Origin of the sequence: Ensifer adhaerens, assembly GCF_000697965.2 — a bacterium.
In the GTDB taxonomy this organism is placed as follows: Bacteria; Pseudomonadota; Alphaproteobacteria; order Rhizobiales; family Rhizobiaceae; genus Ensifer; species Ensifer adhaerens.
In genome coordinates, this window is sequence record NZ_CP015880.1 from 272,791 (window position 1) to 286,347 (window position 13,557).

A 13,557-nucleotide genomic window follows, 5' to 3' on the forward strand; every position below is an offset into this window, starting at 1 on the left:
CATTCTTCACCGAATTTACTTGCGGGATGAACGACAGCAGACGCTTTTCGGCGGAGGCTGATCTCATCGATGTGGCGTGCACGTCCGGTGGACCGTGGCTCTCCCTGATGCTCCCCAGGCAAGTTCCGAACGTGCAGCACCGGGGATCAGCGTTGAGGCAGGAAGCATCGTCAGAACAGGCAAAAAAGGGCCAGGCAGGCAGCCTGCTGGAGCGCCTGCGCTTTGCCGGGCTCGACGACGAGAGCTGCAACCGCGTCCGCGATCACAGGCAAAAGCTTTCTCCCCGGATTGATCAGGCGCTTCGCGACCTCTTCCAGCGCCTCCAGACCTATCCCGACGCCGCCCGCCATTTCGACAGCGACCGCCAGATCGACCGCCTTCAGGATCTTCAGTCGTCGCACTGGAACGTGCTGACCGACGCACGCTTTGACGGGCTTTATGCCGAGCGCATCAAGGTGCTCGCAGACACCGCAAGCCGCATGGGCCTCGACCCGCGCTGGCAGATGGCAAGCCATGCCGTCGTGCTCGAACATCTCATCGTCGGACTGATCGAAGACGCCTGGCCGCGATCCTTCCTGCCGATTGGCAAGGCGCGCCGCCGCGAACTTTGCGACCTCGTCGCCGCTCTGGTGCGCACGACCTTCGTCGACAGCGAGATCGGCGTTTCGCTCCGCTTCAACGCCCTCCGCCAACAGCACCAGCGGCAGCTCGCCGAGCAGCGCAGCGCCGACGAGCTGGAGGTCAAGGCGCTCTTCGGCGACTTTGCCGAAGGCGTGAGCCAGGGTGATCTCGGCGCGCGGTTGCCGGAAACGGCGGTCGAAGCCTATCAGCCGATCGTGGCGAGCCTGAACGCGGCACTCGAACAGATCCAACAAAGTCTTCAGGCCTCCGATCAGCGCAGCCAGGCTGCCGGGGTACTGGTCGACCGCATGCGCGACGGCGCGACAGCCTTCACGGACAAGGCGAGCGCTGAAGCCGACGCGCTTTCCGGGCAGCTTGCCGTGCTCTCCGACATGGCCGGACGCATGGCGACCGGTTCGGGCCGGATCAGCGCCACGGAAACGAAGGCCAACGAGACCCGCATTGCCGTCGAGCGCAGCGGCGAGATAGCCGGCCAGGCGATTTCCGCCATGGCCGACATCGAGGCGTCGGCCGAAAAGATCGGCCAGATCATCGGCGTCATCGACGAGATCGCCTTCCAGACCAATCTTTTGGCGCTCAACGCCGGCATCGAAGCGGCGCGCGCCGGCGACAGCGGTCGCGGTTTTGCCGTCGTCGCCCAGGAAGTGCGTGCGCTGGCACAGCGCTCCGGCGAAGCGGCGCGCGAAATCAAGCAGCTCGTTTCCGGCACCAAGGCGCAGGTCGAGACCGGCGTCGAGATTGTCGGCCGCACCCAGGACGCGATCAGCAGCATCGTCGAGCAGGTCACGTCGATCAATTCCGCCGTCTCCGGCATCGCCCGCGAGGCGGAGCAGCAGGTCGGCGACCTCCGCGGCGTCGCGACCGAGATCGGCACGATCTCCAGGGGTGTCGAGGCAAGTGCCGCGCTGGCCGGCGAAACCGTCCGTTCGTCGGACGATCTTCATACGGTCATCGTCGAGCTCGGCGAGACCATCCGCCAGTTCCGCCTGGAGCGTCGCCATCCGGCCGCATCGGCGCGCGCCGGCCGCGAGCCCTTCCGTCACACATCCGCCGTCGTTGCCGAAGAGCCGGCCGCACCGTTGTTTGACGACGGGCTGCAGCGGCAGCTCGCCGGTTGGCAGCGCTGATATCAAGGGCAGTAGAGAGTTAGCAGTCGAGGAAGACAGAAATGGCCAGCAAGAAGACCGCCCAGAAGACGCTTAGCCTCGCTCCGGTTCTGGACCTGAATGAGGCAACGGCACTGCACGAGAAGCTGCTCGCGCTCAAGGGCAGCGATATCGTGATCGACGCTTCCGCGGTCGAGCGGGTCGGGACGCTTTGTGTCCAGGTGCTGATGGCCGGCGCCAAGACCTGGGAAGAGGAACATTTGTCTTTCACCTTCAGCAAGGTGTCGGACGCTTTCGAGAAAACGACACAGCTCATCGGGGTCGAGATCGACCACCTGATGGCAAAGGAGATTTGAGAAAATGAAGAAGCGAGTTCTGACGGTCGACGACTCCCGGACGATCCGAAACATGCTGCTGGTCACGCTGAACAATGCCGGTTTCGAAACGATTCAGGCCGAGGACGGCGTCGAGGGTCTTGAGGTCCTGGAAGAAGCCAATCCGGACGTGATCGTCACCGACATCAACATGCCGCGTCTCGACGGCTTCGGCTTCATCGAAGGCGTGCGCAAGAACGATCGCTACCGCGCCATTCCGATCCTGGTACTGACCACCGAAAGCGACGCGGAGAAGAAGAACCGCGCGCGTCAGGCGGGTGCAACCGGCTGGATCGTCAAGCCGTTCGACCCGACCAAACTCATCGATGCAATCGAGCGCGTAACGGCCTGAAGTCCGGGGATAGCCTCCAATGGATATGAACGAAATCAAAGAGATCTTCTTCCAGGAATGCGAGGAACAACTCGCCGAACTGGAATCGGGTCTGCTGAAGCTCAATGATGGCGACCGCGACCCGGAAACGGTCAATGCCGTTTTCCGTGCGGTGCACTCCATCAAGGGTGGCGCCGGCGCCTTCGGGCTGGACGACCTCGTCTCCTTCGCGCACGTGTTCGAGACGACCCTTGATTGCGTTCGTTCCAATAGGCTCGATCCCGGACCGGAAGTTCTGAAGGTGATGCTGAAGTCGGCCGACGTACTCGCCGACCTCACCAACGCTGCGCGCGATGGCGGCAGCGTCGACGAGGCGCGCAGCCGCCAGCTGATCAAGGAACTCGAGGCGCTCGCAAACGGCGAAGTTCCACAGGCGTCGGCAGCGCCGGCCGAACCGGTTGCCAAGCCCGTCGCTGCCGTGGCTCCGCCGCCCGTCAACGACGAAGGCTTCCAGCCGGTCGCCTTCTCCTTCGATGACTTCGACGCGGCTGAAGAGCCGCCGCTGATGGAAATGCCCACATATGAGATCGTCTTCAAGCCGAAGTCCGATCTCTACGCCAAGGGCAACGAGGCAACGCTGCTTCTGCGCGACCTCTCGCGCCTTGGCGAGATGAGCATCCATTGCGACATGGGCGCACTGCCGACGCTCGATCGGCTGAGCCCGGAGAGCGCCTATTTCTTCTGGAAGATCTCGCTCAAGACCGACAAGGGCGAGGACGCGATCCGTACGGTTTTCGAATTCGCCGAGTGGGATTGCGACCTGGAGATTTCGCTGGTCGAAGACGAGGCGACGCAGTCGGGCGAAGAGCTGCCGATGCAGCCCGTTCCCTTCGACCTGTCGATCCTTGACGACGAACCGGCGGTATCGGTCGGTGTCGTCGAGGAAGAAGAACAGCTTGCCTCCCAGCAGCAGGATCGCGACGCCGCGGTTTCAGCCGCCGGCACGGCCAGCAACGTGCTGCAGATGGCGCAGTCCGCCGCCCGCGCACCGGCTGAGAAGGCAGCTCCCGCGGCCAGCGCCGCCGCCCAGAGCGCTGCCGCCCAGCAGGCCGCTGCATCGGCTGCAACGCCGACCATTCGCGTCGATCTCGATCGCGTCGACCGCCTGATCAACCTTGTCGGCGAACTCGTGATCAATCAGGCGATGCTCTCGCAGAGCGTCGTCGAGAACGACACCAACGGCACGTCCTCGATCAACATGGGCCTCGAAGAGCTGCAGCAGCTCACCCGCGAGATCCAGGATTCGGTGATGGCGATCCGCGCCCAGCCGGTGAAGCCTGTCTTCCAGCGCATGTCGCGTATCGTTCGCGAAATCGCCGACATGACCGGCAAGTCGGTCCGCCTGATCACCGAAGGCGAGAACACCGAAGTCGACAAGACGGTCATCGACAAGCTCGCCGAGCCGCTGACCCACATGATCCGCAACGCGGTCGACCACGGCCTCGAAACGCCGGAGAAGCGCCTTGCCGCCGGCAAGAGCGCCGAAGGCACTGTGCGCCTGACGGCAAAGCACCGTTCCGGCCGCATCGTCATCGAGCTTGCCGACGACGGTGCCGGCATCAACCGTGAGAAGGTGCGCCAGAAGGCGATCGACAACGACCTGATTGCCGCTGACGCCAACCTCTCGGACGAAGAGATCGACAACCTGATCTTCCACGCCGGCTTCTCGACGGCCGACAAGATCTCTGACATCTCCGGCCGCGGCGTCGGCATGGACGTGGTCAAGCGCTCGATCCAGGCGCTCGGCGGCCGCATCAACATCTCCTCGAAGCCGGGCCACGGCTCGGTCTTCACCATGAGCCTGCCGCTGACGCTCGCCGTGCTCGACGGCATGGTGGTCACCGTCGCCAACCAGACACTGGTAGTGCCGCTGACGGCAATCGTCGAAACGCTGCAGCCGGAAGCCGCAGCGATCCATTCCTTCGGTTCCAACCAGCGGCTGATCTCGATCCGCAACTCCTTCTGCCCGCTCGTCGACGTCGGCCGGATCCTGAATTTCCGTGCCATCCAGGCGAACCCGGTCGAAGGCGTCGCCCTGCTCGTCGAATCGGAAGGTGGCGGCCAGCGCGCCCTGATGGTCGATGCGATCCAGGGCCAGCGCCAAGTGGTGATCAAGAGCCTCGAGGCCAACTACACCCACGTGCCGGGCATCGCCGCGGCGACCATTCTCGGCGACGGCCGCGTGGCGCTCATCCTCGATGTCGACGCGATCGTCGCCGCCTCGCGCGGGCATTCGCTGAAACCTGAAATGTCACTGGCTGCAGTCGGATAATGACAATGACCTATGCCGCAAAAAATCTGACCACGGACGGACGGGAGCTGATCGCTTTCCGCGTCGGTGATCAGGAATTCTGCGTAAACATCATGCAGGTGCGCGAGATCCGTGGCTGGACGCCTGCGACATCCATGCCGCATGCGCCATCCTATGTGCTCGGTGTCATCAACCTTCGCGGTGCGGTGCTGCCGATCGTCGATCTCTCGGCCCGGCTCGGCATGACTCCGGCCGACCCGACCGTGCGTCACGTCATCATCGTCGCGCAGGTCAAGAGCCAGGTCGTCGGCCTTCTGGTCGACGCCGTCTCCGACATCCTGACGATTACAGACGACAAGATCCAGCCGACGCCGGATGTCATCTCGTCGGAGTTCGAAAAGAGCTTCGCGCGCGGTGTGCTTGCGATCGAAGGCCGGATGATCTGTCTCATTGAACTCGAAGCGATCTTCCCGCAGGAAGAAAGGGAAGCCGCATGAGAAGTCAGCCCATCGCTGAACAGAAACTGTCGCCGGACGAGTGCCTGGCGAGCGGCGAGTATCCGTTGACCCGCCGCGATCTTACCGAGATCGCTGCGATGATCTATGCGGATGCCGGCATCTATCTCAACGAGACCAAGGCGTCGCTTGTTTATTCGCGGCTGTCGAAGCATATCCGCAATCTCGGGCTCAGGGGCTTCCGCGAATATTGCCAGCTGGTCGCTTCGCCCGCCGGTGCGGCCGCGCGGCGCGACATGCTTTCGCATCTGACCACCAACTTCACGCGGTTCTTCCGCGAGAACCATCACTTCGAGCACCTGAAGACCGACGTGCTGCCGGAGCTCATCGCGCGCGCTAAGGCCGGCGGCCGGGTGCGCATCTGGTCGGCCGCCTGCTCGGACGGCCAGGAGCCCTATTCGATTGCGCTGACGGTTCTGTCGCTGCTGCCGAATGCGGCCGACTACGACTTCCGGATCCTGGCAACCGACATCGACCCGAAGATCCTGGCGCTCGCCCGCGCCGGTGCCTACGACGCAACCGCGCTCGAAACCGTCAATCCGGCCATGCGCAAGCAATATTTCTCCGAGGTCAACAGCGGCGGCCGCTTCAAGTGGCAGGTCGACGATCGGGTCAAGCGGCTGATCACCTTCAACGAACTGAACCTGATGGCGCAATGGCCGTTCAAGGGGCCGTTCGACGTTATCTTCTGCCGCAACGTCGTCATCTATTTCGACGAGCCGACGCAGATGAAGATCTGGTCGCGCTTCGCCGGCATGCTGAACACCGACGGTCACCTTTATATCGGCCATTCCGAACGGGTGTCCGGTGACGCGAAGGCGCACTTCGACAACATCGGCATCACCACCTACCGCCACACCGGCAAATTTCATGGAGGACGGGCATGACCACTCCCGCTCGCGTTCTCGTCGTTGACGACTCCGCCACGATGCGTGGCCTGATTACAGCCGTGCTCAACGCGGATCCAGACGTGACCGTCGTCGGCCAGGCGGCCGACGCCATGGAAGCGCGCCAGGCGATCAAGCAACTCGATCCCGATGTCGTCACCCTCGACATCGAAATGCCGAACATGAACGGCCTAGAATTCCTCGACAAGATCATGCGGTTGCGGCCGATGCCGGTCATCATGGTCTCGACGCTTACCCACAAGGGCGCTGAAGCCACGATCGCAGCACTCGAGATCGGCGCCTTCGATTGTGTCGGCAAGCCGCATCCGGGCGATCCCCATCCCTTTGCCGGCCTCGTCGACAAGGTAAAGGCGGCCGCCCGCTCGCAGCGCAAGTTCATCATCACCGGCAATAAGGTCGCGGCGCCGGCTCCGGCCAATGCGAATACGGCGTCCGAGTACCGGGCCGGCCGCAAGATCATCGCCATCGGCGCCTCGACAGGCGGCGTTGAAGCCCTGATCACGGTGCTCCAGAAGTTCCCGGCCAATTGCCCGCCGACGGTCATCACGCAGCACATGCCGCACACCTTCACCAAGAGCTTCGCGGAGCGGCTGAACCGTCTCTGCGCGCCGGCGGTGCAGGAAGCGACGGACGGCGCGCGGCTCGAAATCGGCAAGGTCTACCTGGCGCCCGGTGGCGAGCGCCATCTGCAGGTCGCCAACCCGACGGCACCCTGCTGCCGCCTGGTGGACCGCGACCCGGTCAACGGGCATCGGCCTTCGGTCGACGTGCTGTTCGATTCGGTCGCCGAGCTTGCCGGACGCAATGCGATCGGTGTCATTCTGACCGGCATGGGGCGCGACGGCGCCTCCGGTCTCCTGAAAATGCGGCATGCCGGAGCAAAGACCTTCGGCCAGAACGAAAAGACATGTGTCGTCTACGGCATGCCGAGAGTCGCCTATGAATTGGGCGCCGTTGAAACCCAGCTCCCCCTCGGATCCATCGGGGAGGAGGTCCTGAAAGCAGCGGCGCTCCGCAAGGAAGGAAGCGAATAATGTCCATCGCCGAAAAAATCAAAGTTCTGATCGTCGACGATCAGGTGACGAGCCGCCTGCTCCTGGGTGACGCCCTGCAGCAGCTCGGCTTCAAGCAGATCACCGCCGCCGGTGACGGGGAGCAGGGCATGAAGATCATGGCTCAGAACCCGCACCACCTCGTGATCTCCGACTTCAACATGCCGAAGATGGACGGACTCGGCCTGCTGCAGGCGGTCCGCTCCAACCCGGCGACCAAGAAGGCGGCCTTCATCATCCTGACGGCCCAGGGCGACCGTGCCCTGGTTCAGAAGGCAGCGGCCCTCGGTGCCAACAACGTTCTGGCCAAGCCCTTCACCATCGAAAAGATGAAGGCTGCGATCGAAGCCGTATTCGGGGCGCTCAAATGAACATGGAAGCCGCCGGCAAGCGCGTGCATGTCATCCAGGGTGAGTACAAGGTCTTCAACGATCCGAACATCGTGCTGTCGACCATTCTCGGTTCCTGTGTGGCAGCCTGCATGCGCGATCCCGTGGCCGGCGTCGGCGGCATGAATCACTTCCTGCTGCCAGGTTCCGCGACGTCGCCCATGTCCGGCGGCGACGCGACCCGCTACGGGGTCCACCTCATGGAATTGCTCATCAACGGTCTCCTGAAACAGGGCGCCCGGCGAGATCGTCTCGAAGCCAAGATCTTCGGCGGCGCCAAGACCATCGCGCGGTTTTCCAATGTCGGCGAACAGAACGCCGCCTTCGCGCGCCAGTTCCTGCTCGACGAGGGCATCCGCATCGTCGGCGAGAGCACGGGCGGCGAGCACGGCCGCAAGCTCGAATACTGGCCGTCGTCTGGCCGCGCCCGGCAATACGCCCTGACCGGCGTCGAGACGCAGCGCACGGTGCAACTGGAGGAACGGCCGATCGTCGCGCCGAAGCCGGCCGAAAGCTCCATCGAATTCTTCTGATGCTGCGAGGCAGACGCCTCGCAGGCCTGAAATACGACTTCTACCGCAGCCCCGAGCCACGTGAGACATACACATGCAGACCGACTACCTGGGCCACATGCCGCACGTGGAAGAAGCGCTCCCCGAAGTGCTGATGCGCATCGTCACCGAATTGCATGACGTCGCCTATCTGATCGAGCGGATCGAGCCGCAACTGGCCGGTGACCACGGCGCCGATGCGCTTGCCAATCCCGACAAGATGATGGTGCTGCAGGGCATCGACCTTGCCGTGCAGAAGACCCGCGGGCTGGCCGAATTCATCGACACGATTACCGCATCGATCCCGGACGCCTGGATGGTCGACGTCACCACGGCCGTCAATCTGGTAAAGCTTGCCGATATGAAAAAGGCACTTGGCAACGGCATGTTGCGCCACGGCCACTCCCAACCGCTGACGAAGGCGGCCGGTGATTTCGAAGCCTTCTGACGCTCCCAGAGAGCGTCGCAGGACGCGGGTTCAAGAAACATCCATTTAAAATCAATGACTTGCTGCGCCGAATTCTGACGCGGCCGCGACTTTGTGCGCAGGTTTGGCTTCGTCCGACGGTCCGTTTCGCCCCAGTGGATAAGTTTTGCGGCGGCGCCTCCGCCGCTTCGGTCGGGCGCATCAAGCCAAGTTCGCGCAAGTTTCGTTTCCTACGGTCCGGATCGGGACTGGTGGATTCGCGCGCATTGGAAGTCGATACTCGGCATGTCGATACCCAGAAAACCCGAATGTTGGAACTGCGCAGGGCGCTCGGCCGATGATCGGCCCGTTGACCTTGCGATACTGGGTGCGGAAACAGAATGAGTCTGTTGGATCAACTCTCGACGTTCACGAAGAACCTGAGCAGTCTCGGGCAAGGCAAGCTGATCGCGTTGGCGGCGGCTGGCATTGTCGCGGTCGGCATGGTGCTCGGGGCCGGAATTTACGTCAACAGACCCTCGTTCGAGACGCTCTATGTCGGGCTCGAACGCAGCGATGTCACTCAGATCAGCATCGCGCTGGCCGAGGCCAACATCGACTTCAATGTCGGGGCTGACGGCGCCAGTCTGCAGGTTCCCGTTGGCATGACCAGCAAGGCGCGCCTGCTGCTCGCCGAGCGTGGCCTGCCGAGCAGCGCCAATGCCGGTTATGAACTCTTCGACAATGTCGGCTCGCTCGGCCTCACCTCCTTCATGCAGGAAGTGACCCGCGTGCGTGCCCTCGAAGGCGAAATCGGCCGCACCATCCAGCAGATTTCCGGTATCGCCGCCGCCCGCGTCCACATCGTGATGCCGGAGCGCGGCAGCTTCCGCAAGGCAGACCAGAACCCCACCGCCTCGGTCATGATTCGCGCCAGCGCCACGGTCGGCCGCAGCGCCGCCGCTTCGATCCGTCATCTCGTCGCCTCGTCCGTACCGGGGCTCGACGTCGATGACGTGACCGTGCTCGATTCGACCGGCCAGCTTCTCGCATCGGGCGACGATCCGGCCAACAGCGCCCTCAACCAGTCGCTCGGCGTCGTCCAGAACGTCCAGACCGAGCTTGAGAAGAAGATCGACAACGCGCTCGCTCCGTTCCTCGGCATGGACAACTTCCGTTCGAGCGTCACGGCACGTCTGAACACCGACACGCAGCAGATCCAGGAAACGGTGTTCGATCCGGAATCGCGGGTCGAACGCTCTACGCGCGTGACCAAGGAAGAGCAGAAGTCCAGCCAGCAGCAGCCGGACAATGCAGCGACGGTGCAGCAGAACATTCCTCAGGCCGCCCCGAAAGGCGGTGCCGGCCCGCAGTCGAGCGACCAGGCCGAGAAGAAGGAAGAGCAGACCAACTACGAGATCAACAGCAAGACGATCGCCACCGTCAAGAACAGCTATACGGTCGAGCGGCTCTCCGTTGCCGTCGTCGTCAACCGCGGCCGCCTGGCAGCGATGGTCGGCGAACCGGCCGATCAGGCCAAGATCGACGCCTATCTCGCTGACATGCAGAAGATCGTCGCTTCGGCTGCCGGACTCGATACCAACCGCGGCGACGTCGTGACCCTGACCGCCATGGACTTCGTCGAGACGCAGCTGCTCGACCAGGCGGTTGCCGGTCCGGGTGTGATGGAGACGCTCACTCGCAATCTCGGCGGCATCATCAACGCGCTGGCCTTCATCGTCGTCGCCTTCCTGGTGGTCTGGATGGGCATGCGACCGCTGGCACGCCAGCTCGGTCTCGGTGGCGGTGCCGGTCAGATCCAGGGCGAAGCAGCCGGCCTCGAACTGCCCGACTTCTCTCCGGCCAATGCCGGTGCCGGTGGCGCGCTCATGGACGGCTTCGGCTCGGACTTCGGCTTCGACAGCACCGACGACCTGCTCAGCATGGGCGACGACAGCGGCGGCTTCAACCGCCGCGTCAAGGAAGGGCCGGAGCGGCGCCTGGCCCGCATGGTCGAGATCAGCGAAGAGCGCGCGGCGAAGATCCTGCGCAAGTGGGCTCTCGACAAGGCGGCCTGACACTCAGAAAACAGCTTTGGAATTTCTTGCAAATCCCGCCCTCGTGGCGGGATTTTTCTTGTCCCCGCTGCCTGTGATCGCGCTCGCGATGGATTTCGATGTTCGGAGCAAATATTGCGGGAGTCCGGCCGCCGGTTTTCATCTGGCTTCAAAATTGCTTCAAGTTTCGAAGGGAGCTCGCGTGAGTCCCGGTGGAATCCCGGATGGTAATATTTTAACGATATCTTAATTTATAGATTCCGCGCGCCCGCATGACGTGCATTGTGCTGTGTCATCTACTATGACGGATTCGAGCAATACAGAGTTCAATCGAAATATATCTTTGTTATAGCCGAAATTAATTCTATGGCTTTCACAATTTATATATCGGTAAAATGAGCGTTGTCTGAAAATAGGCTGGTGCATTTGAGCAACAGCTATGTAAACAAAGTATAATATCGCGCCAGTTCGAAATTCTCTGTGCGCGAAGAACCGTCCTTTTTTGGGATGAAATTCCGCTATTTTCCACTTGCAACGCTGCATCGAATCCCGCCTGAGGCGCGGAAACCGCGGATTTTCAAGAGAAAAGCCTCGGTTTTTCAATGTGTTGCGATGCCGCGCCGGTTCCGGCGGTGGCGCAGGGGCGTTGGCAGGGGTGACTGATCGCGAATCGCGACATGCCAGCGGCACGAAGTAAATAGCCAGAAGAGGGCGATGTTTTTTTTCTCGCGTCGATGTACATTTTTAGCAGTTGATTCGTGTCCTGATCTGCGACTGGTGGTGATATTCGGCTTCGGCCGGCTGTTGGCGGCGGCAGCGCAAATGCAGTTCCGGGATGTGGATCCGGCACAGGGGCTGAACTCATGGACATTTCGCAAGCAGACATTGCTGTCTGGCCTTTGCCGACGGCACCGACACGCGCACGCGGCGGCGGGTTTTCGCGCGAGCAGCTTTTGCGACGACTGGGCGAAGTCGCCGGGCGCGGTGCTCTCGGAAGCGGCCTTTCGGCGCTGACGGAATATGTCGGCGCAAGCCATTATCTGTTGGCGCGCTATGATCTGTCACAGGACAGCGGTCTCGACCATGTGGTCTGCTCGGACTGGCCTTTCGACGTCGTCCGGCGGCTTTCCGGCGTGATCACCGCGCTTCATGCCAAGACCACCGAACTGGAAAAGTGCCTCGCGGTGTTGCAGCCGTGTTTTCATGCGCTGCCAGACAATACCGAGCTTCCGCGCGGCATCAGCCGCGAATATTGCGCGATCACCTTCAATGTCGGGCGCCTGCGTTTCTCCCTGATGCTTCTGGTCCCGGAAGACGTGATCCTGTCGCAGGAGAGCCTGCGTGACGTGACGTTGCTGGCGGGCTATCTGGCAAGCTTCACCACGCGCGCCGAAGTCCGCCATGACCGCGATTTCGAGCTTACGGAGCGCGAACTCGAGTGCCTGTTCTGGATTGCCGAAGGCAAGACGAGCGAAGAGATCGCGGTGATCCTCGGCATTTCGCGCAACACCATCAACAACTACATCACCAGCGTCATGCGCAAGACTGCGACCAGGACGCGGTCGGAAGCGATTGCCTACGCGGTGCGCAACAATCTTGTGTAAGGGACGGGCGCGATGACGCATTTTCTTGGCGGCGGGCGGATCGAGGACGAGCAGAAGCTCGCGAGGAACGGCAACCGCGCCGCGCGAGCGGCCACCTTGGTCACGCGCCTGCAAGCCATGCAGCGTCAGATCAACGCCAAGCACTTTGCAGTCCTGCGGCTCAACGGCAAGGGAACCGGCTGCGCCCGAAAGCTCACCTGTGTCCTCGACAACTGGGGCGTTGCTGCCGAAGCGAACGCCCATGATCTCGTCAATGCCTATGGCGAAGAACTCGTCGCTCATCTCGACCAGTCGCTGCTGCCGGTCCTTTGGGACGGCGCCGGCGAGCACCAGGCGGCAGAGCTTTCCGAGCTGGCGCCTTTCGCGCATCGCCTGAAGGGCCGCAAGCTTCCCTATTCCGGCATCGCCTTTCCCGTCAGGCTCGGCGCCCAGGGCAACGGCTATGTCGTCTTCGCAGGCAGCTATGTGGACGCCTCCACCGAGCAGGTGGTCGATCTGCACGGCCGCAGCTGCATGATCATGACCGATCTGCTGGCGGCCGACGAGAAGCGTGTCGCACCGGCGGAAACCTTGAGCGACCGCGAGATCGCCTGCCTGCAGATGGCGGGCGACGGTCACATCAGCGAAGAGATCGCCGAGCGCATGGGACTTTCGGTCCACACGGTCAACGCCTATCTGGGCGCGGCGACGACGAAGCTCGATTCGGTCAACCGCATCCAGGCGATCGCCAAGGCAATCCGCCTCGGCTACATCAGCTGAATCTGAACTAGACGGGTCGCTCCGGCCTTTTGAGCAGCGGCGCCGACGGAATTTAACCTGCCAGCGTCAATCGCACGTCCGCACGAGACCCGTCGGAGCGGTGCTTTCAGCTCGCCAGCGGCAACTCATAGGACTTGATGAATTTCGCCTCTGCCAGGCTCCGAGCCAGGAAGGCCGTGTTCTCGTGCGGGTCGGACGAGGGGTTCTGGAAATTGATGTGGCTGATCTCGATCCCGGCCGTCTCGTTGCCGAGCGACAGGCGGACATAGATGGTCACGCCGCGGGGTTTCAGTTCGAGGTCGAGCACGATTTCCGGCTCGCTGTCCCAATCCAGATTGTAGTTGCCGCCGAGGCCGAAATTGACCGTGCCGGGCAGAAAATAGAGCTCCGCTGCCGATTCGACGAGGTCAGCGAGGCTGGCATAGGACTCGAACCGCAATAGCGCGATGAAATCGGCGGCGTCGATGAGACGCAGTTCGGTCGCCACGGGGCGAATTGCTTCAGCTACGATCTGTTCCCGCTTCTCGGAGAATTCGCACTTTTTCATCGGAG

At 62.5% G+C, this 13,557-nt stretch carries 14 protein-coding genes; 13 read left to right on the forward strand and 1 reads right to left on the reverse strand.

The window, feature by feature from the left end; all coding sequences use genetic code 11:
• The first annotated feature begins 152 nt into the window (after positions 1-152).
• From FA04_RS01255 to visR, 13 genes are all read left to right on the forward strand, one after another.
• Positions 153-1,769 carry a globin-coupled sensor protein gene (locus FA04_RS01255; protein ID WP_034796956.1) on the forward strand — a complete coding sequence of 539 codons (1,617 nt, stop codon included), beginning with the start codon at positions 153-155 and terminating at the stop codon, positions 1,767-1,769.
• Between the two features lie 41 nt (positions 1,770-1,810).
• Positions 1,811-2,104: an STAS domain-containing protein gene (locus FA04_RS01260; protein ID WP_034796954.1), complete on the forward strand. Its 294-nt coding sequence runs from the start codon at positions 1,811-1,813 to the stop codon at positions 2,102-2,104.
• 4 nt (positions 2,105-2,108) lie between these two features.
• Positions 2,109-2,474 (forward strand): response regulator, encoded by a 366-nt coding sequence (locus FA04_RS01265; protein ID WP_025425897.1) that lies wholly within the window; start codon positions 2,109-2,111, stop codon positions 2,472-2,474.
• Positions 2,475-2,493: 19 nt separating this feature from the next.
• Complete coding sequence (locus tag FA04_RS01270) at positions 2,494-4,785, forward strand: chemotaxis protein CheA (protein ID WP_034796950.1); 2,292 nt, start codon at positions 2,494-2,496, stop codon at positions 4,783-4,785.
• A 5-nt stretch (positions 4,786-4,790) separates the two neighbouring features.
• Entirely contained in the window at positions 4,791-5,261 is a 471-nt protein-coding gene (locus tag FA04_RS01275) for a chemotaxis protein CheW (protein WP_034796948.1), read from the forward strand.
• On the forward strand, positions 5,258-6,166 hold the full coding sequence (locus tag FA04_RS01280) for a protein-glutamate O-methyltransferase (RefSeq protein WP_034796945.1): 909 nt from the start codon (positions 5,258-5,260) through the stop codon (positions 6,164-6,166). Before FA04_RS01275 ends, FA04_RS01280 begins: the two co-directional genes overlap by 4 nt.
• The gene (locus FA04_RS01285) at positions 6,163-7,221 is read left to right on the forward strand and encodes a protein-glutamate methylesterase/protein-glutamine glutaminase (RefSeq protein ID WP_034796943.1); all 1,059 of its coding nucleotides are present in this window, start codon (positions 6,163-6,165) and stop codon (positions 7,219-7,221) included. Before FA04_RS01280 ends, FA04_RS01285 begins: the two co-directional genes overlap by 4 nt.
• A complete protein-coding gene (locus FA04_RS01290; protein WP_025425902.1) occupies positions 7,221-7,610 on the forward strand; it encodes a response regulator in 390 nt (129 codons plus the stop codon). The genes FA04_RS01285 and FA04_RS01290 overlap by 1 nt, the downstream gene beginning before the upstream one ends.
• The gene (cheD, locus tag FA04_RS01295; RefSeq protein ID WP_034796938.1) at positions 7,607-8,161 is read left to right on the forward strand and encodes a chemoreceptor glutamine deamidase CheD; all 555 of its coding nucleotides are present in this window, start codon (positions 7,607-7,609) and stop codon (positions 8,159-8,161) included. The genes FA04_RS01290 and cheD overlap by 4 nt, the downstream gene beginning before the upstream one ends.
• Before the next feature lie 73 nt (positions 8,162-8,234).
• The gene (gene cheT, locus FA04_RS01300) at positions 8,235-8,627 is read left to right on the forward strand and encodes a chemotaxis protein CheT (RefSeq protein WP_034796935.1); all 393 of its coding nucleotides are present in this window, start codon (positions 8,235-8,237) and stop codon (positions 8,625-8,627) included.
• A 359-nt stretch (positions 8,628-8,986) separates the two neighbouring features.
• A complete protein-coding gene (gene fliF, locus FA04_RS01305; RefSeq protein WP_034796933.1) occupies positions 8,987-10,663 on the forward strand; it encodes a flagellar basal-body MS-ring/collar protein FliF in 1,677 nt (558 codons plus the stop codon).
• 842 nt (positions 10,664-11,505) lie between these two features.
• Entirely contained in the window at positions 11,506-12,246 is a 741-nt protein-coding gene (gene visN, locus FA04_RS01310) for a transcriptional regulator VisN (RefSeq protein ID WP_034796931.1), read from the forward strand.
• 12 nt (positions 12,247-12,258) lie between these two features.
• Positions 12,259-13,005 carry a transcriptional regulator VisR gene (visR, locus tag FA04_RS01315; protein WP_051659365.1) on the forward strand — a complete coding sequence of 249 codons (747 nt, stop codon included), beginning with the start codon at positions 12,259-12,261 and terminating at the stop codon, positions 13,003-13,005.
• 106 nt (positions 13,006-13,111) lie between these two features.
• On the opposite strand, the gene FA04_RS01320 is transcribed toward visR, so the two are convergent.
• A complete protein-coding gene (locus FA04_RS01320) occupies positions 13,112-13,552 on the reverse strand; it encodes a hypothetical protein (protein WP_034796929.1) in 441 nt (146 codons plus the stop codon).
• Positions 13,553-13,557: the final 5 nt, after the last annotated feature.